The 19,797-nt window shown below is 66.2% G+C and carries 21 protein-coding genes; 6 read left to right on the top strand and 15 right to left on the bottom strand.

Going from position 1 to position 19,797, the window contains the following annotated elements:
• Positions 1-74: 74 nt before the first annotated feature.
• The 4 genes from tsaC to FZZ93_RS15455 all read left to right on the top strand — a co-directional run bounded on the left by tsaC (position 75) and on the right by FZZ93_RS15455 (position 3,481).
• The gene (gene tsaC, locus FZZ93_RS15470; protein ID WP_149323205.1) at positions 75-632 is read left to right on the top strand and encodes an L-threonylcarbamoyladenylate synthase type 1 TsaC; all 558 of its coding nucleotides are present in this window, start codon (positions 75-77) and stop codon (positions 630-632) included.
• A gap of 73 nt (positions 633-705) precedes the next feature.
• Complete coding sequence (gene hemF / locus FZZ93_RS15465) at positions 706-1,641, top strand: oxygen-dependent coproporphyrinogen oxidase (protein ID WP_149323204.1); 936 nt, start codon at positions 706-708, stop codon at positions 1,639-1,641.
• Complete coding sequence (gene aroE, locus FZZ93_RS15460; protein ID WP_149323203.1) at positions 1,638-2,450, top strand: shikimate dehydrogenase; 813 nt, start codon at positions 1,638-1,640, stop codon at positions 2,448-2,450. The genes hemF and aroE overlap by 4 nt, the downstream gene beginning before the upstream one ends.
• Positions 2,447-3,481 carry an MDR family NADP-dependent oxidoreductase gene (locus FZZ93_RS15455; RefSeq protein WP_187774552.1) on the top strand — a complete coding sequence of 345 codons (1,035 nt, stop codon included), beginning with the start codon at positions 2,447-2,449 and terminating at the stop codon, positions 3,479-3,481. The genes aroE and FZZ93_RS15455 overlap by 4 nt, the downstream gene beginning before the upstream one ends.
• Positions 3,482-3,517: 36 nt before the next feature.
• Here FZZ93_RS15455 and FZZ93_RS15450 read toward each other — a convergent pair whose 3' ends face one another.
• Positions 3,518-4,315, bottom strand: a complete 798-nt coding sequence (locus tag FZZ93_RS15450; protein ID WP_149323201.1) for a M48 family metallopeptidase — start codon at positions 4,313-4,315, stop codon at positions 3,518-3,520.
• A 164-nt stretch (positions 4,316-4,479) separates the two neighbouring features.
• Between FZZ93_RS15450 and FZZ93_RS15445 the strand changes: the two genes are divergently transcribed.
• A complete protein-coding gene (locus tag FZZ93_RS15445; protein ID WP_149323242.1) occupies positions 4,480-5,343 on the top strand; it encodes an ATP-binding protein in 864 nt (287 codons plus the stop codon).
• Positions 5,344-5,448: 105 nt separating this feature from the next.
• On the opposite strand, the gene der is transcribed toward FZZ93_RS15445, so the two are convergent.
• The 14 genes from der to trmJ form a co-directional block, all read right to left on the bottom strand.
• Entirely contained in the window at positions 5,449-6,852 is a 1,404-nt protein-coding gene (gene der / locus FZZ93_RS15440; protein ID WP_149323200.1) for a ribosome biogenesis GTPase Der, read from the bottom strand.
• Positions 6,849-7,997: an outer membrane protein assembly factor BamB gene (gene bamB, locus FZZ93_RS15435; protein ID WP_149323199.1), complete on the bottom strand. Its 1,149-nt coding sequence runs from the start codon at positions 7,995-7,997 to the stop codon at positions 6,849-6,851. The genes der and bamB overlap by 4 nt, the downstream gene beginning before the upstream one ends.
• Positions 7,994-8,653, bottom strand: a complete 660-nt coding sequence (locus FZZ93_RS15430) for a YfgM family protein (RefSeq protein WP_149323198.1) — start codon at positions 8,651-8,653, stop codon at positions 7,994-7,996. Before FZZ93_RS15430 ends, bamB begins: the two co-directional genes overlap by 4 nt.
• A 30-nt stretch (positions 8,654-8,683) precedes the next feature.
• Entirely contained in the window at positions 8,684-9,970 is a 1,287-nt protein-coding gene (gene hisS / locus FZZ93_RS15425) for a histidine--tRNA ligase (RefSeq protein ID WP_149323197.1), read from the bottom strand.
• Positions 9,971-9,994: 24 nt separating this feature from the next.
• The gene (gene ispG, locus FZZ93_RS15420) at positions 9,995-11,110 is read right to left on the bottom strand and encodes a flavodoxin-dependent (E)-4-hydroxy-3-methylbut-2-enyl-diphosphate synthase (RefSeq protein WP_149323196.1); all 1,116 of its coding nucleotides are present in this window, start codon (positions 11,108-11,110) and stop codon (positions 9,995-9,997) included.
• A gap of 5 nt (positions 11,111-11,115) precedes the next feature.
• On the bottom strand, positions 11,116-12,153 hold the full coding sequence (locus tag FZZ93_RS15415) for a RodZ domain-containing protein (RefSeq protein ID WP_149323195.1): 1,038 nt from the start codon (positions 12,151-12,153) through the stop codon (positions 11,116-11,118).
• A 30-nt stretch (positions 12,154-12,183) separates the two neighbouring features.
• Positions 12,184-12,906: a type IV pilus biogenesis/stability protein PilW gene (gene pilW / locus FZZ93_RS15410; protein WP_149323194.1), complete on the bottom strand. Its 723-nt coding sequence runs from the start codon at positions 12,904-12,906 to the stop codon at positions 12,184-12,186.
• A gap of 105 nt (positions 12,907-13,011) precedes the next feature.
• Positions 13,012-14,139 carry a dual-specificity RNA methyltransferase RlmN gene (gene rlmN, locus FZZ93_RS15405; RefSeq protein ID WP_149323193.1) on the bottom strand — a complete coding sequence of 376 codons (1,128 nt, stop codon included), beginning with the start codon at positions 14,137-14,139 and terminating at the stop codon, positions 13,012-13,014.
• 119 nt (positions 14,140-14,258) lie between these two features.
• Positions 14,259-14,684 (bottom strand): nucleoside-diphosphate kinase, encoded by a 426-nt coding sequence (gene ndk / locus FZZ93_RS15400; RefSeq protein ID WP_064700887.1) that lies wholly within the window; start codon positions 14,682-14,684, stop codon positions 14,259-14,261.
• Positions 14,685-14,854: 170 nt separating this feature from the next.
• The gene (locus FZZ93_RS15395; RefSeq protein ID WP_013331147.1) at positions 14,855-15,181 is read right to left on the bottom strand and encodes a HesB/IscA family protein; all 327 of its coding nucleotides are present in this window, start codon (positions 15,179-15,181) and stop codon (positions 14,855-14,857) included.
• Between the two features lie 21 nt (positions 15,182-15,202).
• Complete coding sequence (locus FZZ93_RS15390) at positions 15,203-16,351, bottom strand: IscS subfamily cysteine desulfurase (RefSeq protein WP_149323192.1); 1,149 nt, start codon at positions 16,349-16,351, stop codon at positions 15,203-15,205.
• Positions 16,352-16,397: 46 nt separating this feature from the next.
• Positions 16,398-16,865 (bottom strand): Fe-S cluster assembly transcription factor, encoded by a 468-nt coding sequence (locus FZZ93_RS15385; protein ID WP_149323191.1) that lies wholly within the window; start codon positions 16,863-16,865, stop codon positions 16,398-16,400.
• Between the two features lie 108 nt (positions 16,866-16,973).
• Positions 16,974-17,861 (bottom strand): serine O-acetyltransferase, encoded by an 888-nt coding sequence (gene cysE, locus FZZ93_RS18785; protein ID WP_149323190.1) that lies wholly within the window; start codon positions 17,859-17,861, stop codon positions 16,974-16,976.
• A 75-nt stretch (positions 17,862-17,936) separates the two neighbouring features.
• Positions 17,937-18,680 (bottom strand): tRNA (cytosine(32)/uridine(32)-2'-O)-methyltransferase TrmJ, encoded by a 744-nt coding sequence (gene trmJ / locus FZZ93_RS15375; RefSeq protein WP_149323189.1) that lies wholly within the window; start codon positions 18,678-18,680, stop codon positions 17,937-17,939.
• Positions 18,681-18,945: 265 nt separating this feature from the next.
• Between trmJ and FZZ93_RS15370 the strand changes: the two genes are divergently transcribed.
• Positions 18,946-19,740: an inositol monophosphatase family protein gene (locus FZZ93_RS15370; RefSeq protein WP_149323188.1), complete on the top strand. Its 795-nt coding sequence runs from the start codon at positions 18,946-18,948 to the stop codon at positions 19,738-19,740.
• Positions 19,741-19,797: the final 57 nt, after the last annotated feature.

Genomic DNA, 19,797 nt, shown 5'->3' with positions numbered 1-19,797 from the left:
GTCGTGATCGATTCGGCAAGATGCCGGGTCGAGCGCTTCGCTTGCCGGTTAATCGTTCGTTCGGATATACCACCATGCTTCAGGCCAGTTCCCTCGACACTGCCGTGGCCGCCTTGCACGAAGGTGGCGTGATCGCCTATCCCACCGAAGCCGTCTGGGGGCTGGGGTGCGACCCCGACGACACCTCGGCACTGACTCGCCTGCTGCGCATCAAGCGCCGCGATCCCGCCAAGGGCGTGATCTTGGTGGCCGCCGACCTCGACCAGTTCGCGCCCTGGCTGGAGGGGCTGCCGGACGATCGCCGCGCAGTGCTGGCCGAACCGCAGCCGCAACCCACGACCTGGCTGGTGCCCGACAACGGACGCGCCGCCGAACTGGTCCGGGGCGAGCACGACAAGGTGGCACTGCGCGTCAGCGATCATCCGCTGGTCGGCGAGCTGTGCCGCGCCTTCGGCGGTCCGCTGGTGTCGACCTCGGCCAACCGTGCCGGTGAGCCTTCGGCGATGAATGCCGAAGAGGTGCGTCGTGTCTTCGGCGATGAGCTGGATGCCCTGCTCGATGGCCCGCTGGGGGGCCATACCCGCCCCAGTACCATCCGCGATCTGGCGAGCGGCCGGGTCTTGCGGGCCTGACTCTGGGCTTTATCTGCAAGCACTCGGTGCTTCCCCAATCCGTTTACCCCAATCCGCTTCCCGAGGAGATCCCATGGCCCAAGCGCATCTCGATGACGTCAAGACGTACCTGCTCGATCTGCAGGACCGCCTGTGCGAAGGCCTGGCTGCCGAGGACGGCGAGGCTGGCTTTCGCGAGGATAGCTGGCGTCGCGAAGGAGGCGGGGGCGGCCGCTCCCGGGTGATCGAGAACGGTGCGGTGTTCGAGAAGGGCGGCGTCAACTTCTCCCACGTGCACGGGGCGACGCTGCCGGCTTCCGCTTCGGCTGCGCGGCCGGAACTGGCGGGGCGGAGCTTTCATGCGGTGGGCGTCTCCTGGGTGCTGCATCCGGAGAACCCTCATGTACCCACCAGCCATGGCAACGTGCGCTTTCTCATCGCCGAGAAGGAGGGCGAGGCGCCGGTCTGGTGGTTCGGGGGCGGTTATGATCTGACGCCCTTCTATCCCGTGCTCGATGATGTGCGTCATTGGCATCGTGTTGCCCGGGACGCCTGTGCGCCCTTCGGCGAGGACGTCTATCCGCGCTACAAGGCCTGGTGTGACGACTATTTCACGCTCAAGCATCGCGACGAGACCCGCGGGGTCGGCGGCCTGTTCTTCGACGACCTGAACGAGGGAGGCTTCGAGCGTTGCTTCGATTTCCAGCGTGCGGTGGGTGACAGCTTCCTCGACGCCTACCTGCCCATCGTGCAGCGACGCCGCGACACCCCCTGGGGCCAGCGCGCGCGCGATTTCCAGTTGTATCGCCGAGGGCGCTACGTGGAATTCAACCTGGTCTGGGATCGCGGCACCCTGTTCGGCTTGCAGAGTGGCGGGCGTACCGAGTCGATCCTGATGTCGATGCCGCCCCTGGCGCGCTGGGAATATGGCTGGGAGCCCGAGTCGGGCAGCCCCGAGGCCGAGTTGAACGACTACCTCCGTCCCCGGGACTGGCTCGGTGAGGCGGAGCGGGAGGAGCAAGCCCAATGAATGATCGCTACTGTGTCTTCGGCCATCCCGTCGGTCACTCGAAGTCGCCGGCGATCCATGCCGCCTTCGCCGCCCAGACCGGGGAGGCGCTCGAATACGTCGCCATCGAGGCGCCCCTGGACGACTTCGCCGGTGCCTGGCGAGCCTTCACCGCCGAGGGTGGCCGGGGAGCCAATGTCACGGTGCCGTTCAAGGAACAGGCGCATCGGCTCTGCGATACCCTCAGTCATCGTGCCCGGCGGGCCGGGGCGGTGAATACCCTGGTGCTGGATGCGGATGGCCAGACGCGCGGTGATACTACCGATGGTCTGGGGCTGGTCGGCGATCTGCATCGACACCATGTCGAGCTGACCGGTGCCCGCGTGCTGGTGCTGGGCGCCGGGGGCGCGGTGCGGGGCGTGCTGGAGCCGCTGCTCGAGGCGGCACCGGCCAGCCTGTTCATCGCCAATCGCACGGCGGCCAAGGCCGAGGCCCTGGCCGCCGATTTCGCGGATCTCGGCGAGGTGGCCGGTGGCGGCTTCGACGCCGTGCGCGGTCCCTTCGATCTGGTCATCAATGGCACCAGCGCCAGCCTGGCCGGCGACCTGCCGCCTCTGCCCGACGACCTCTTCGCCGAGGGCGGCGTTGCCTACGACATGATGTACGGCAGCGAGCCGACCGTTTTCCTGCACTGGGCCGGCGAGCGCGGTGCTCGCATCATCGACGGGCTGGGCATGCTGGTCGGGCAGGCTGCCGAGTCCTTCCGGCTGTGGCGCGGCAAGTATCCCGATGTGGCCCCGGTGCTGGACATGCTGCGCCGCTTGCTGTGACGACCTGCCGGGATACGACCGTCCGCGCCTGGCATCTGGCGCGGACGCCACGGGGTCGCCCCGAACCCGAGGACTTCGTCTGCCACTCCATTCCTCTCGAGCCGCCCGCTCCGGGTGAGGCCTGGCTGGAGCCTCACTGGCTGTCGGTGGATCCTTACATGCGCACGCGCATGCAGCCTGCGGGATATGACTACCTGACGCGCTGGCGGCCCGGCGATGCCCTGTCTGCCTGGGGGCTGGCGCGCGTCGTTGCCTCGCGTGGCCCCTGGCGCGAAGGCGATTGGGTGGTGGGTCACATGCCCGTGGCCGAACGTTGCCGGCTGGGGCCGAGCGAGTCGCCGCAGCTGCCGCCCCTGGTGCTCCCTGCCGCGACGCCCTTTCCTGAGCGCTGGCTCCATGCCCGGGGCATGACGGGCTTCACCGCCTGGCTCGCCATGCGCCTCTATGGGCGCCCCCGAGCCGGCGAGACCGTGCTGGTGTCCGCCGGGGCCGGTGCGGTGGGCAGCCTGGCCATCCAGTGGGCGCAGCGGGCCGGGGCCCGGGTCGTTGCCACGGCCGGTGATTCCGCCAGGCGAGACTGGCTGACCGAGCGGCTGGGTGTGGCGGCGGCGCTGGATCATCATGACAGTGACATCGCGTCGCGACTGGCCGAGGTGGCGCCGGAGGGCATCGATCTGAGCATCGAGAACGTGGGCGCTGGTGTCTTCGAGGCGGCCATCGACGCCCTGGTGCCGGGCGGTCGCGTGGTGCTGTGCGGGTTGGTCGGCCAGTACAATTCGCCCGAGCCACGGCGCTCGCCGCGCAACCTGTCACGTTTGACGGCGGTGGGCGGGCATCTGCAGCCGTTCGTGGTGCCGGGGCATGAAAGTGCCCACTGGGCGCGCTTCCAGCAGGACATGGCCCAATGGGACGCGGTGGTCGCGCCCCTGGATGTGGTGGATGGCTTCGATGACTGGCCCCGGGCCTTCTGCGGGCTCTTCGGCGATGGCGGTGCTAGGGGCGTCGGCAAGCGTGTGGTGCGCCTGCGCTGAGCCACCCGCCCGGCCCTAGGGCGAGCGGGTGGTGGCCTATTGGCAATTGGGACGGCGACCGGCCTGCCGGGCCTGTTGGTACTGGGCCAGGGCCGCGTCCATGTTGGCCTGCAGGCCGTCGATGCGGTGGCCATGGCTGGGGTGGGTGGACATCCACTCGGGTGGCTGGCCGCCGCCGGTGGCGTTCATGTTGTGCCATAGCTCGATGCTGGCGCGGGGGTCGAAGCCGGCCTCGGCCATCAACTGCAGGCCGATCTTGTCGGCTTCGCTCTCGTGGCTGCGCGAGAAGGGCAGTTGAATGCCATACTGGGCCCCCATGCCGAGTGCCGCCATGATCTGGTCGCTACCGGCCACGCCATTGGCCCCCAGTGCCGTGCCGACAACCGACATGCCGAGCTGGGTGGCGCTCTGGGTGGAGGCGCGCTCGTTGGCGTGGTGGGCCAGCACATGGCCGATCTCGTGGCCGATGACACTGGCCAGTTGGTCCTGATTGGTGGCGATCTCGAGCAGGCCGGTATTCACTCCGACATAGCCGCCCGGCAGGGCGAAGGCATTGGCCTCTTCAGACTCGAAGACCTTGACCTGCCAATTCTGGTCACGTTGTTCGGGAGGCAATATCGCCACGATGTCGTTGGTGACGCACTGCACATAATTCAGTTGGGCACCGCCAGCCGTCGGCAATTGCTGTTGATACTGGGAAAAGGCCTGGGCTCCCATCTGACTGAGGTCGTTCTCACTCATCAGCAGCATCTGTGAGCGGCCGGTCGGTGAGGTGGTGCAAGCCGCCAGGGACACGCCGAGCGCGCCCACGGCGAGATAATGCATCCAGCGCATGATGGTTTCCTCCGTGGATCGACCCCGGGGCGGGGCTTTGTTGGATGACAAGATACCGCGACTGTCTTGCGGGTCAACCAGGGCAGGGAGTGTTGCCTACGATAGGGGCGACCAAGGGCACGTGGCACCAGGAACCACGATAGCAAGAAGGAGAGAACGGAGTGATGGATGATGAACTGGCCAGGCGTCTGCTCGGCGTGCTGGAACGTGTGGAACCCTGGCTGCCGCCGACGCCGGTGGAAGTCGATTGGAATCGCGATGTGGCGGCTCTCTGGCAGCGGCACATGCTGGGTGGCCATTTGACGCCGGTGCCGCCCCGGGATGCGCTGCGCCTGGACGATCTGCTGGGCATCGAGCGGCAGAAGAAGGCCCTGGTCGACAATACCCGGGCCTTCCTGCGAGGCTATCCCGCCAATCATGCCTTGCTGTGGGGCGCTCGGGGCGGCGGCAAGTCGTCGCTGGTGCGGGCGCTGCTCAATGATCTGGCCGGGGAAGGGCTGCGGCTGGTGCAGGTGGATCGCCATGACCTGGCCGGTCTGCCGGTGCTGGTCGAGCGGTTGCGTCGCGAGCCCCAGCGCTTCGTGGTCTATTGCGACGACCTGTCCTTCGAGGGACATGACGACGCTTACAAGGCGCTGAAGAGCGTGCTCGACGGTACCCTGACCGGGCCGCCCGAGAATGTTCTGCTGTATGCCACCTCGAACCGTCGCCACCTGCTGCCGGAGTCGATGAACGACAATGACGCCTCCCGGCTGGTGGGCGAGGAACTGCATCACGGCGATGCCGTGGAAGAGAAGATCTCGCTCTCGGACCGCTTCGGGCTCTGGCTGGGCTTCCGGCCCTTCGACCAGGCGACCTATCTGGAAGCCTGCGCCCACTGGGTGAGTTGGCTGGGTGATGACGGCGACTGGAACGACGAAGCCCGCGGCGAGGCGATTCGCTATGCGACCCTGCGCGGAGGGCGCAGCGGTCGGGTGGCGTGGCAATTCGCCTGCCAGTGGGTCGGGCGTTTGCGCCTCGAGGCGTGAGGCGTCGAGAGCCGCTGGCCGGAACGCAAAGCGCCGCCCGAGTGGGCGGCGCTTGTTGCTGCGAGCCAGGGCAGGCAGCGCATCGAGTGCGAGACGTCGGAGCGCTCAGCGTCGGTCGCGGCGCGCCGAGCGGGTGCGGTCGAGCTCGCGTTTCTTGGCCTTCTCGCGGTCGTTGGCCCCTGCCATGTTGTCATAGGGGTTCTTGCCCGAGCGGAACTCGAAGCGCATCGGCGTGCCGCGCACCTTGAGCACCTTGCGGAAGGTGTTGGTCAGGTAGCGCTTGTAGGCCTCGGGCAACGAGTCCGTCTGGTTGCCGTGCACCACGATGATCGGCGGATTGGTGCCGCCCTGGTGGGCCATGCGCAGCTTGATGCGGCGACCGTGGATCATCGGTGGCTGATGCTGCTCCACGGCATCCCGGAGGATGTTGGTGAGCCGGTTGGTCGACCAATGGCTGTTGGCCGATTCGAAGGCGCGCTCGATCGAGGGATAGAGATCGCCCACTGCGGTGCCGTGCAGCGCCGAGATAAAGTGCAGCTCGGCGTAGTCGGCGAATCCCAGGCGACGCTTGATCTCGGCGCGCATCTTCTCCTTGGCTTCGTGCTCCAGGCCGTCCCACTTGTTGACCGCCAGCACCAGGGCACGGCCGCTGGTCAGCACATAGTCGAGCAGGTGCAAATCCTGTTCGACCAGGCCGCTTCGGGCATCCAGCACCATGACGGCGACGTGGCACTCCTTGATGGCCTCCAGTGTCTTGATGATGGAGAACTTCTCGGCCACCTCGCGGACATTCTTGCGGCGCCGGACACCGGCGGTATCGACCAGGACATAGGGCTTGCCGCGACGCTCGAAAGGGATCTCGATGGCATCGCGGGTGGTTCCCGCCTCGTCGAAGACCACCACGCGATCCTCGCCGAGCAACCGGTTGACCAGGGTCGACTTGCCCACGTTGGGGCGACCGATCACCCCGATGTGGATGCCCGAGGCGCCGGTGTCGGCGGGGAGGTCCGGGTCGCGCTCGGGGAAGGGCTCGAGCACTTCCTCGATCAGCGAGGTGACGTTGCGGCCATGGGCGGCGGCAATGGAGCGCGGCTCGCCGATGCCGAGCTGCCAGAAGTCGGCCATGGCCGAATGTTCCTCGAGGCCGTCGGTCTTGTTGACGACCAGCCAGGTCTTCTTCTGGTTGACGCGCAGGTGGTTGGCGATGGCTTCGTCGGCAACGTTCAAGCCGCTGCGCCCATCGACCATGAACAGCACGATGTCGGCCTCATCGATGGCCTGCAGCGACTGCTCGGCCATGGCGGCGTCGATGCCTTCCTCGTCGCCGCTGATGCCGCCGGTGTCGATGACCGTATAGGTCTTGCCGCCGAGTATGCCGTTGCCGTACTTGCGATCCCGGGTCAGACCGGGAAAGTCGGCCACCAGCGCATCGCGCGAGCGAGTAAGGCGGTTGAACAGGGTCGACTTGCCCACATTGGGGCGCCCGACCAGAGCGATCACGGGATTCATGGGTTGAGTTCCAGAGCCTCCAGGCTACCGTCGTTGGCCAGCGCATAGATACGCTTGCCATCGGTGAGCGGGCGCACGCTGATGCCGGAGCTATCGACCTTGGTGCGGCCGACCAGGCTGCCGTTCTCGGCGTCGATAACGTGCAGGTAGCCGGCGTAGTCGCCGACCACCAAGCGGCCATCGGCGAAGGCGGGGGCCGTCAGTTTGCGGCCCTCGAGGTCGTCGAGGTGCCAGAGCTCGTCGCCGCGGCTGGCCGACAGGGCGAGCAGGTGGCTGTCGGCGTCAACGATGTAGAGCGTCTCGCCGATCAGAAGCGGCGTCTGGTAGCTGGCGATGTCCCGCGACCACAGCTCCTGGCCACTGGTGGCCTGAAGGGCGACCAGGCGACCACTGTAGCTGGTGACATAGAGGCGTCCGTCGGGAGTCAGCACCGGCTGGCCGGCCAGGTCGACCAGGCGTTCGATGTCGCTGCGCCCCTCGGGCGTGGCGATGCGTCGCTCCCACAGGGGTCGGCCGCTGCCGTTCTCGATGGTTACCAGACGGCCATTGGCCAGGCCGGCGAAGGTAACCGCGTCGATGACCCGTGGTGTACCGGTGGTACGCAGGGTCAGCGAGGGACGTGACGTCGTATGGACCCAACGCTCCGCGCCGCTGCTGCGATCCAGGGCGGTGACGTTGCCGTCGATGCTCTGCACCACCACCAGCTGGCTGTTGACCTGGGGAGCGGAGAGGACTTCGCTGCTGACGCGCGAGCGCCAGACTTCCTCGCCGCTGGACTGATCCAGGGCCACGACTTCGCCGTTACGGGTGCCGAGATAGACCTGGCCGGCCACGGCGGTCAGGCTACTGGAAACACCGTTGTCGAGCTTCTGCTCCCAGCGGATCTGGCCAGTGCTGGCGTTCAGTGCCATCACCAGGCCGTGCTGGTCGGCGGCGAACAGGGCATCGCCGTCCTGGGCGGGAGATAGGCTGTAGCCGCCCAGCCCGAGGCCATCGCCGACCTGTTCGTCCCAGCGGGTGTTCACGGATGTGCTGTGGGAGATGTCCTGCAGTTCGCGCGGCGGATTCTGTGAATCCACCTGGCCGGCACAGCCTGCCAGCAGTCCTAGTGCCGCGATTGCGGTGATCGCCAGGGTCGATTTCATGACGTGGTCTCCTGAACGCCCAGGTTGTCGAGCTTGAGTTGTACGCCGTAGAGCGGGCGTTCGCCTTCTTCGGCCAGCCGCAAGGCTTCACGCCAGGCATCGCTCGCCTGGTCGGTCTGCTCCAGGGCGAAGTAGGCATCGCCGCGAATGTCTGACTGCTGGGCGGCCAGGGTGGCGGGGATCTCGCCGTCGAGAGTGTCCAGGGCCGCTTCGGCCTCATCGGCAGCGACCTGCAGGCGCGCCAGACGAAGGCGTGCCAGGCCGCTGAGATAGGCGTGCTCGCTGTTGGCGATCACTCCTTCCAGGGCCTCGCGCGCCGCGGGCTGGTCGCCGCCTTCCACAGACAGTCGAGCCGACAGCAGTTGGGCCATGTCAGCGTAGAGGGTGCCGCCGTGCTCTTCGCTGAGGGTGGTGGCCAATTCCTCTGCACGGCCACGGGCCGCGTCATCCAGTTGTTCCTGGCTGCTCAGGGTCAGCAGTTGCTGGTAACGCTGAGAGGCGGCCTCGGACTGGCCGGCCTGGTAATCCTGCCAGGTTTTCCAGCCGAAGACGCCGGCGACGGCGATTGCCGCGCCGACCAGCAGTGAAACGCCGTTTTCCTTCCACCAGCGTTTGATGGCTTCCATCTGTTCTTCTTCGGTTCTCAGTTCCGCCACGGGCGGCCTCCTTGTTCGATATAGGGTCCGTCAGGCTTCCGACAAGAGGTCGGCGAGGGCCGGGGCGAGCTCGCTGCGTGAGAGACGGCGCTGCTCACGCTCCTCGCGCAGGAACTTGAGAGTGACGGCGTTCTCGGCGAGTTCCTCTTCGCCGAGCAAGAGCGCCAGACGAGCGCCACTCTTGTCGGCCTTGCGAATGCGGCTCTTGAAGCCGCCACCGCCGCAGTGGAGCTGCAGGCGCAGCGTCGGCAGCTCATCGCGCAGCCGTTCGGCCAGTTCCAGGGCCGCGGCTTCGGCGGCCTCGCCCATCGGCAAGAGGTAGACATCCAGGGTGTCGTGGACGGCATCGGGCACGAGCTCCAGCGTCTCGAGCAGCAGGATCAGCCGCTCGATGCCCATGGCGAAGCCGACTGCTGGTACCGGCTTGCCGCCGAGCTGCTCGACCAGGCCGTCGTAGCGTCCTCCGGCGCATACCGTTCCCTGACTGCCCAGCGCCTCGGTGGTCCATTCGAAGACGGTCCGCGAGTAATAGTCCAGCCCGCGCACCAGGCGCGGATTGATGACGTACTCGATACCGGCGGCGTCGAGGATGGCGGTGAGGCGTTCGAAGTGTTCCCGGGACGCGTCGTCCAGGTGATCCATCAGGCGCGGGGCGTCGGCCAGCATGTCCGCCATGGCCGGATTCTTGGAATCAAGGATGCGCAGCGGATTGGTGGACAGACGGCGGCGCGAGTCCTCGTCGAGCACATCGATATGCGTCTCGAAGTAGCTCACCAGCTTGTCGCGATAGGCGGCACGAGCTTCCGGCGACCCCAAGGAGTTGAGTTCCAGGGTGACGTGCTCGAACAGGCCGAGTTGCTTCCACAGGCGGGCCGACAGCAGGATCACTTCGGCGTCGATGTCCGGCCCCTCGAGGCCGAAGGTTTCCACGCCGACCTGGTGGAACTGGCGATAGCGGCCCTTCTGGGGGCGCTCGTGGCGGAACATCGGGCCCTGGTACCAGAGACGCTGGGTCTGGTTGTGCAGCAGGCCGTTCTCCATGGCGGCGCGCACACAGCTTGCCGTACCCTCGGGCCGCAGGGTCAGACTGTCGCCGTTGCGGTCCTCGAAGGTGTACATTTCCTTTTCGACGATATCGGTGACTTCGCCGATGGAGCGCTTGAACAGCGCGGTCTGCTCGAGGATGGGGGTACGGATCTCGTCATATCCGTAGCGCCCCATCAGCGCGCGAACCTGTTGCTCGAAGTACTGCCACAGGGGCGCTTGCGCCGGCAGCAGGTCGTTCATGCCTCGAATGGCCTGGATCTTCTTGCTCAATGATGACTCCTTCACGTGCCGGGATCAGGCGTCCCGGGCGATCACGTCCTGTTCGGCCTGCTGCTTCTCGCGGACCTTGTCACGAATCAGTCGTTCGAGATCGTCGACCAGATGGTCGTTGCGTAACTTGCTGGCCGGTTTGCCGTCGATATAAACGAGATTGGCAGGGCTGCCGCCGGTCAGGCCGATGTCGCTCTCCTTGGCCTCGCCCGGACCATTGACCACGCAGCCGATGACCGAGACGTCGAGCGGCGTGAGCACGTCTTCCAGACGCTCCTCGAGGGCGTTCATGGTACCGATGACATCGAAGTTCTGTCGCGAGCAGCTCGGGCAGGCGATGAAATTGATGCCCTTGGAGCGCAGGCTCAGGCTCTTGAGCATGTCGAAGCCGACCTTGATCTCCTCGACCGGGTCGGCGGCCAGCGAGACGCGAATGGTGTCGCCGATGCCGTCCATCAGCAACATGCCAAGCCCGATGGAGGACTTGACGGTGCCCGAGCGCAGGCCGCCGGCTTCGGTGATGCCGAGGTGCAGCGGCTGCTCGATGCGCGAGGCGAGCTCCCGGTAGGCGGCGACGGCCATGAACACATCGGAGGCCTTGACGCTGACCTTGAAGTCGGGGAAGTCGAGGCGGTCGAGATGGTCGATGTGGCGCATGGCAGATTCGACCAGGGCCGCCGGGGTCGGCTCGCCGTACTTCTTCTGCAGGTCCTTTTCCAGCGAACCGGCGTTGACGCCGATGCGGATCGGGATGCCGTTGTCACGCGCGGCGCTGACCACCGCGGCGACGCGGTCCTCGCGGCCGATGTTGCCGGGGTTGATGCGCAGGCAGTCGACACCGAGTTCGGCGACACGCAGGGCGATGCGGTAGTCGAAGTGGATATCGGCGACCAGAGGGACATTCACGGCACGCTTGATGCGGCCGAAGGTTTCGGCGGCGTCCATGGTCGGCACCGAGACGCGCACGATGTCGGCACCGGCGTTCTCCAGTTGCTGGATCTGCGCGACGGTAGCATCCACATCGAGCGTGTCGGTGTTGGTCATGCTCTGCACGGAGATGGGGGCGCCGCCTCCGACCGGGACGTCGCCGACATGAATGCGGCGAGATTGGCGTCGTTGGATGGGCGATGGTGCGTGCATGAGACTCACTCTCCCAAGGTGAAGCGAGCGACATTGTTGGCACCGGCGTGCTCGCTGAGGTCGACGCTTTCGCCGCCCCAGTTGAGTTCGACGCCGGTCGCGTTGCCCACGGTCAGTCGAAAGGGCGGATCTCCCTCGACACGTGCCGTGGTGCCAGGTTCCTGCAGACCGACGAAGACGCGCTGGTTGTTGGCGTCGAAGATCTCGGTCCAGGACTGTTCGTTGAAGGTCAGGTTCATTACCCGAGGGTCGGCCTGTGCTGCCTGCTCGGACTCGGCGGCGTCTGCATTGTCAGCGCCTGTATTGTCAGCGTCTGCATTGTCAGCGTCGGCGGAGGCGTCGTCGCCTTCCGCCGTGGCGGTGTCTTCTGCCGTCGAAGCGTCCCCCGGCGCTTCCGGTGTCGCGGCGACCGGGGCATCGTCGGCCGTCGGTAGCAGCTCCGGTTCGCCGTCCGTGGGTGCCGAGGCTTCGGCGTCGCTGGCCACGTTCTCGGTGGTTTCGCTGGTCTCCTCGGGGGCCGGCGTGGCATCGCCTGTGGAGGAGGCATCTTCGGCGACGGTGGTGCTGCCATCGAGGCCGTCGACTGCAACCGGAGCGTTGTCGCTGGGTGACGGCGGCTGGCTGCCGCCACGACTTTGCCACCACATCAGCGTCAGGCCGATCAGGCCGGCGATGACGACCAGGGTGGCGAGGCGGAACAGCCAGGCACCGAGCCGTGAGGGCGGCTTGCTGACGATGTGCACAGGGGTGACCTTGTGCTCGTCGTCCTGGCCGAAGTGCGCCTTGTAAGCCGCCAGCACTCGATTCTCGTCGAGGCCGAGCAGATTGGCGTAGCTACGCAGGTATCCGCGCCGGTAAGTGGCGACCGGGATCTCCTCGTAGCTGTCGCGTTCCAGGCCGTCGATCACGGCCGGGCGAAGGTTGAGGGCCGCGGCGACCTCCTCGCGCGATAGTTCCAGGGCATTCCGTTCCCGACGCAACAGCTCGCCAGGCGAGGCCTGGGGCGTGACGGCGTCGGGTTCCTGGAGGGGTGTGTCGCTCATGGCGTGGCATCCTTCATTGGAAAACAGGGCTCAGGGCGTGCCTCGCGAGGTTGCCGGCCGATCATGGTCGTCACGGGCGCGGGCGATGTCGTCGGCCAGGCGAGCCGATAGCGCATCCGGGCCCGCTTGGCGCCGATAGCGTTCCAGGTGCCGCTCGGCGCTGGCGAGTTGCCCTTGCGCGACATCGAGCTCGGCGAGGCGCAGATGACTGCCGGGCTGATCTGGGGCGATGCGCAAGGCACGTTCGAAGCTGGCTCGCGCCGCCGCTTCGTTGCCGGTTGCGCGGTGGCAACGCCCCAGATTGACGAGCAACTGAGCCCGGTTGGTGTAGTGAGTGTCCTCGCTCGCGCGTTGCAACTGATGGCACGCCTCTCGAATACGTCCCTGATCATACAGGAAGGCGGCGTAGTTGTTGCGTGCCCGAGTGAGATCGGGAGCGTCACGTAGCGCCGCACGAAAGTTCTCTTCAGCCAGGGCGTTGTCGCCTCGGCGGTAATGCACCACGGCCATGGTCTGTCGCGCTTCGGCGTCATCGGGGGCTAGCTCCAGGGCGTGGCCCAGGGCCTGCGAGGCACGCGACAGGTCGTCACGCGCCAGGTAGGCCGTGCCGAGGCGTGTGTAGGCCTCGGCGGGGTCGGCGTCTTGTGGCGGCTGGTCGGCACGCGTGGCGCAGCCGCTCAGCCAGAGAGCGCCGGCCAGAAGGGCCGCGATGCGGTACTGTCGGTAGCCGTCGAGACTCGGGCGACCCGTCATGGCATCCTCGATTGGGGTGTCGTGGTGGCACGACACCTGGCCGATGGTGAAAAAAGCTTGACCATCAAAGCGTCGTGCCCGATTGAAGTCAAGACGTGACCGGGTTCAGTCGGCGTCGAGCTGGATCGACTGGATGTAGCGCTCGTGGCGTCGCGTGCGGTCCTTGACGCGGCCCACCAGCTGGCCGCAGGCAGCATCGATGTCGTCGCCGCGGGTGGAGCGGATCGGCGCCGTGTAACCGAGATCGGCGAGCCACTGCTGGAAGCGCTTCACCTGGTTGCGCGACGGTGTCTCGTATCCCGAATGGGGAAACGGATTGAACGGGATCAGGTTGATCTTGCTGGGCAGCTCCTGCAGCAACTCGGCGAGCTGGCGGGCATGCTCCTGCTGATCGTTGACGTCCTTGATCAGGGTGTACTCGATGGTGACCATGCGTGTGTCAGCGCACTTGGCCAGGTAACGCTGGCAGGCATCGAGCAGGGTACGAATGTTGTACTTGCGGTTGAGTGGCACCAGTTCGCTGCGCAGCTCATCGTTGGCGGCATGCAGCGAGATGGCCAGGCTCACGTCGAGCTCGTCGCCGAGGCGGTCGAGCATCGGCACCACGCCGGATGTGGAGAGGGTGACGCGGCGTTTGGAGAGGCTGTAGCCGTTGTCGTCGAGCATCAGCTTCATCGCCGGCACGACATTGTCGTAATTCAGCAGCGGCTCGCCCATGCCCATCATCACCACATTGGTGACGGGACGGTTGGCCGTATCGTGGCGCGGCCCGAAGCTGTTGCTGGCGACCCACACCTGGCCGATGATCTCGGCGGCGGTGAGGTTGCGCTGGAAGCCCTGCTTGCCCGTGGAGCAGAAACTGCAGTCCAGCGAGCAGCCGACCTGGGACGAGACGCACAGCGTGCGGCGCTTGCCGTTGTCGGCCGGGATCAGCACCGTCTCGACGTAGCTGCCATCTTCCACTTCCAGTACCCACTTGCGGGTGCCGTCGCTGGAGGTGCCTTCGTAGACCACGCTGGGCCCGCGTATCTCGGCGACCTCGGAGAGCTGTGCCCGCAAGGCCTTGGACAGGTTGGTCATGGACGCGAAGTCGCTGCAGCCTTCCTGGTGAATCCATTTCATCACCTGGGCGGCGCGAAACTTCTTCTCGCCGATGGAAAGGAAGAAAGCCTCCATTTCCTCGCGCGTCATGCCGAGCAGGTTGGGGCGTTGTGGGGCAGTATCAGCGGTCATGGCGGGCATCGTGGGTCGTTGGGGCAAGGTGCGGGGGCCGTGTGGCCCCCGCTCGGCAGGAAACCTGCCACCAGGGAGCTACTGATTGATGTCGCGCGCGGCGATGAATCAGCGTTTCCTCAGCGCGAGCAGATCTCGCTTTCTTCGAAGAAGTAGGCGATTTCGCGCGCTGCGGACTCCGGAGAGTCGGAGCCATGGACGGCGTTGGCGTCGATGGACTGAGCATAGTCGGCGCGAATGGTGCCGGCCTCGGCTTCCTTGGGGTTGGTGGCGCCCATCAGGTCGCGGTTGGCGGCGATGGCGTTCTCACCTTCGAGCACCTGGACCACGACCGGACCGGAGGTCATGAAGCCGACCAGGTCACCGAAGAAGGGGCGCTCCTTGTGCTCGGCGTAGAAGCCCTCGGCCTGCTCCTGGGAGAGGTGCAGCATCTTGGCGGCGACGATCTTCAGGCCGGCCTTCTCGAAACGGCTTTCGATCTCGCCGATGACGTTCTTGGCGACGGCGTCGGGCTTGATGATGGACAGGGTGCGTTCAGTGGCCATGTGGCGTGCTCTCCAGTCTTGGTATAAAGCAGTGATAACCCAGCGCCGCCCCGGGGAAACCAGGGCGGCGCTGGGCATGTGATTCGTGCGGCTCGGCGCCTCGCGCCGAATGGGCGCAGAGTATACCGCCCGCGGCGGTGTTGAACAATTGACGGCGCGCCTCGTGGGCGTCAGACGCTGAAGCTTTCGCCGCAGCCGCACTCGTCCTTGACGTTGGGGTTGTTGAAGCGGAAGAAGCGGTTGAGCCCTTCCGAAACATAGTCGACCTCACTGCCATCGAGCATTTCCAAGGCATCTGGCGCGACGAAGACCTTGACGCCGTGTTCCTCGAAGGCCACGTCGTCGTTCGATGCCTCGTCGGCGAAGTCGAGGACGTAGCTGTAGCCCGAGCAGCCGCTGGGCTTGACGGTGACCCGCAGACCCAGGCCGTGTCCGCGCTCGTCGAGCACGCGATTGATCTGCTCGGCGGCGGCGGTGGTGATGGAAAGGTTCGCCATGGTGGCCTCCTGCTCGATGAGTTAGCGGCGTAGCCCGGTCAGGGCATTCCGCAGAGTGGCGATGGTGCGGTCGATGTCGTCCTCGGTAGTGAAGCGGCCGAGGCTGAAACGCAACGAGGCCAGCGCCAGCGGTCGGGGGACGCCGATCTCCTTCAATACATAGGATGGCTCGACGCTGGCAGAGTTGCAGGCCGAACCGGTGGACACGGCGATATTGCGCAGTGCCATCAGCAGTGATTCGCCGTCGACCCCGGTGAAGGCCAGGTTGAGGATGTTGGGTACCGAGACCTCTACAGCACCGTTGAGCTGGATGCCGTCGAGGTCATCGAGGCCCGCGAGCAGGCGATCGTGCAGCGCCTGGATACGGGCCTGATCGGCCTCGCCCTCGCGCCCGGCAATGGCGAAGGCTTCGCCCATGCCGGCAATCTGATGGGTCGGCAGCGTGCCCGAGCGCATGCCGCGCTCGTGCCCGCCGCCGTGAATCAGGGCTTCCACGCGGATGTCCGGATCGCGCTTCACATAGAGCGCGCCAATGCCCTTGGGGCCGTAGACCTTGTGCCCGGAGAGCGACATCAGGTCGATACCGCTCTGCGCCACGTCCAGCGGCAGGCGGCCCATCGCCTGGGCGGCATCGGTGTGGAAGAGCGCTCCACCGGCGTGGGCCACCTCGGCCAGGTCGGCCAGGTCGTTGATCGAGCCCAGCTCGTTGTTCACCGCCATCAGCGAGACGAGCACGGTGTCGTCGCGCAGGGCGTCACGCAGTGACGAGGGCGCGATGCGACCATCCTCGCCGGGTGTCAGCCAGGAAACCTCGAAACCTTCGCGCTCCAGCGCCAGGACCGTGTCGATCACCGCCTTGTGCTCGATGGTCGAGGTCACCAGGTGGCGGCCCTTCTCGCGGTTGGCGCGCATGATGCCGGTCAGCGCCAGGTTGTCGGCCTCGGTGGCACCGCTGGTCCAGACGATCTCGCGGGGATCGGCGCCGATCTGGTCGGCGACCTGACGACGCGCGCTCTCGACGGCCTGTTCGGCCTGCCAGCCAGGCATATGGCTGCGCGAGGCAGGGTTGGCGAAGACCCCGTCGAGCGTGAGGTGGCGACTCATGACCTCGGCGACCCTGGGGTCGACGGGGGTAGTGGCGGCGTAATCGAGATAAATGGGTGCGCTCATGGGCTCGGAACGGTGAAAGCGAATCGGAGACGGTCGGGCCGTCGGCTCAGGGCGATGAAGCCGGGATCTGGTTATCGGCCGCGCGATGTTGCCGCGTGGCAATGGCCCGGAACTCGTCGCGGCGGGCCAGTTGGCCCAGGGTGACGCCGTCGAGAAAGCCGTGGATCTGTTCGGACAGCTCGTTCCACAGGTGGTGGGTGAGGCAGGTGTCACCCTGCTGGCAGTCCGACATGCCGCCGCAGCGCGTGGCATCCACCGACTCGTCCACGGCGTCGATCACCTGTGCCACCGAGATGGCCTCCGGCGAGAGGGTCAGCAGATAACCGCCGCCGGGGCCGCGCACGCTGTCCACCAGGCCGCCGCGCCGCAGGCGCGCGAACAGCTGCTCGAGATAGGAAAGCGAGATTTCCTGGCGCTTGGCGATATCGGCGAGGCAGATCGGCCCCTCGTCGGCATGCATCGCCAGGTCGAGCATGGCGGTGACGGCGTAGCGTCCCTTGGTGGTCAGGCGCATGGGGCATTCACCTCGGCACCGGTGCGGACGTCGGTGGTCGTTGATCGGCCCGACGCCCAAGTGGGCGTCGGGTGGATGAGCCATTATGGTAAAGACCCAGTGTGACGGTCAACCTTTGCCGTGGCGGTCGCTCACGGCGTCTTGCTCGCGGCGAGGCTTGCCGGGCTCCGTATCCCCGGAGCTTGTGTTCTCCTCGGGCGGGGGGCAGCAGCTGTCGACGTCCTCGAGAATGTTGGCAAAGTCCTCGTCACGCAATTCCGGTAGCTGGCCGTCGCGGAAGCTGGCGTCGATCTGGTGCAGCGTGGAGCACATGCGCTCGATGCGCTCGTCGACAGCATGCATGTGGTCGAGCATTGCCTGCATGGAACGGGCCACGGGGTCGGGCATGTCCTGGCTGACGCCGTAGGCGTCGAAGCCGAACTTGCGGCACATGGCCTCGCGGCGTTCGGGGTCGACCTGGAGGGCTTCTTCCTTGTCGGGGTCGCTACGCTGCACCACCTTGCCGGGAATGCCAACCACGGTGGCGCCGGCCGGCACCTCCTTGGTGATCACGGCGTTGGAGCCGATCTTGGCACCGGCACCCACGGTGAAGGGGCCGAGGATCTTGGCGCCGGCGCCGACGATTACGCCGTCACCCAGGGTCGGGTGGCGCTTGCCGTGATTCCAGCTGGTGCCCCCCAGCGTCACGCCCTGGTAGAGGGTGACATCGTCGCCGACGCTGGCGGTTTCGCCGATCACCACGCCCATGCCGTGGTCGATGAAGAAGCGCCGGCCGATGCTGGCGCCCGGGTGGATCTCTATGCCGGTCAGCCAGCGCCCCAGGGTCGAGAGAGTGCGAGCCAGCCACTTGAGATTGCGTTGCCAGAGCCAGTGGCCGAGGCGATGGAGCAGCAGCGCATGCAGGCCAGGATAGTTGGTCAGCACTTCCAGGAAGTTGCGTGCCGCCGGGTCGCGGGCGAATACGCTATTGATGTCCTCGCGCAGACGTTGAAACATGCGGCGATCCTTGGATAGGGGGCGAGTCGTTGCCTTTCATATTGGGGGCCGCTCGAGCGGGGTTCAAGCAGTAGCTCATTTGTCCTTGCGATGCTCGGCCTGGCGCTGCGTGGCGGAGAGTATGCCGCGCAGGATGTTGAGCTCCATGCGCTCCGGACGAGCCCGCAAGATGAAGCGGCGCAGCCGGGCCATCAACTGGCGGGGCATGTCCGGATCGTGAAAGCCAATGTCGATCAGGGTGCGTTCCAGATGCGCGAAGTAATGCTCGAGCTCTTCGTGGCTGGCCAGCGGCTCGGCATCCGGCTCCTGCGTGTCGGGGAGCTCGGCCTGGCAGGCCAGGCGGCACTCATAGGCCAGCACCTGAACGGCGGCCGCCAGGTTCAGGGAGCTGAAATCCGGGTTGGTGGGAATGTGCACATGGGCATGGCAACGTTGCATTTCGGTGTTGGTCAGGCCGCTGTCCTCGCGGCCGAAGACCAGCGCAACCCGCCCCTGTGCCGCGGTCAGCTCGGTCGGCAAGCGCTCGCCCAGTTCGCGTGGCGTGACCATCGGCCAGGGCAGGGTGCGTGAGCGGGCGCTGGCACCTACCACCAGGCTGCAGTCGCCGACCGCGTCTTCCAGGCTGTCGACCACTTTGGCGTTGTGCACCAGGGCGTCGGCGCCGGAGGCGCGCGAGACGGTGTCTGCGGTGATTGGTTCGCAGCGTGGCGCAACCAGCGCCAGGTCCTCGAGCCCCATGTTGTGCATGGCTCGGGCGGTGCCGCCGATGTTGCCGGGGTGGCTGGTGCCGATCAGAACGATGCGAATACGTTCGAGCATGAGGAACTTCCGGTTGAGGCTGTTGAAGGTCGGGGAAGGCGCAGTCTAGCATGCTGGCTTCGAGCTTCGAGCTTCGAGCTTCGAGCTTCGAGCTTCGAGCTTCGAGCAGGGAGCTGCAGCTCTGGAGGCGGTTGTCGGGGTTCGGGTCTCGCGTCTCGCCGCTCGTATGCTTTGGGTTTCGAGCGCGTGGCGCAGGGTCCATGCATCTGCTAGGATGCGCGCCGATCCGTTCTTTAACATCACCGAGACTCCCCAAGGCCCGATCATGCATCCGATGGTCCAATTTGCTCTGCGCGCCGCGCGCAGTGCCGGCGAGCAATTCCTGCGCATTCGCGAGCGCATCGAAAATGCTCATGAAGAACACAGCCTCGACAAGCTGCTCGAGGATACTGCCCGCAACGCCGAGACGCTGATCCAGCGTCAACTGGCGCGAGGCTATCCGCAACACGGTGTCGTTGGCCGCTATACGCCGCATCGCGAAGGCGAGGGCGAAGGCCGCGATGTCCTGTGGCGCATCGAACCCGTTCATGGCTACTCCAACCTCACCGTTGCCGCTCCTGGCTTCGCACTGTCGGTGGGCTGCATGGTCAAGGGCCGTCCGGAGCATGCGGTGGTGATCTGCCCCTTCAGTGATGACGAATACCTGGCGAGCCGTGGGCGTGGTGCCCAGCTCAACGGCAAGCGTATTCGTGTCCCCAAGCATTACACGATCGACGGTGCGCGCATCGCCATGGGACTGCCCGAGAGCGAGTTGCGCTCCCGGCTGCTGCCCGCGCACTTGACCTTGACCCAGCAATTGGCACCTCGGGTCGAGCTGATGCGGGCATCCGGCAGCGGTTTGCTGGATATGGCCGAGCTGGCGTCGGGACGTGTCGATGCCGCCTTCGTTCTCGGGCTCGAGGATCAGGATCTGCATGTCGGCTCGTTGCTGCTCAAGGAATCCGGCGCCCTGATGGGAGCACTGGACGGCCAGCCGTCGGTGTCGGCCAGTCAGCCGCTGATGGCCGCCGGGCCGCGCCTGTACAAGGCGCTGGTGAAGCAGCTCAAGCCTCACTTCTGATCGGCCTCTGACCCATCAGGGCGTCGTGACAACATCTCGTAACGCTCTCGAGACTGT

It is taken from the genome of Halomonas eurihalina (assembly GCF_008274785.1).
In the GTDB taxonomy this organism is placed as follows: domain Bacteria; phylum Pseudomonadota; class Gammaproteobacteria; order Pseudomonadales; family Halomonadaceae; genus Halomonas; species Halomonas eurihalina.
The sequence above is the reverse complement of the archived record's forward strand: the minus strand, read 5'-3'. Positions and strand labels throughout refer to the sequence as shown.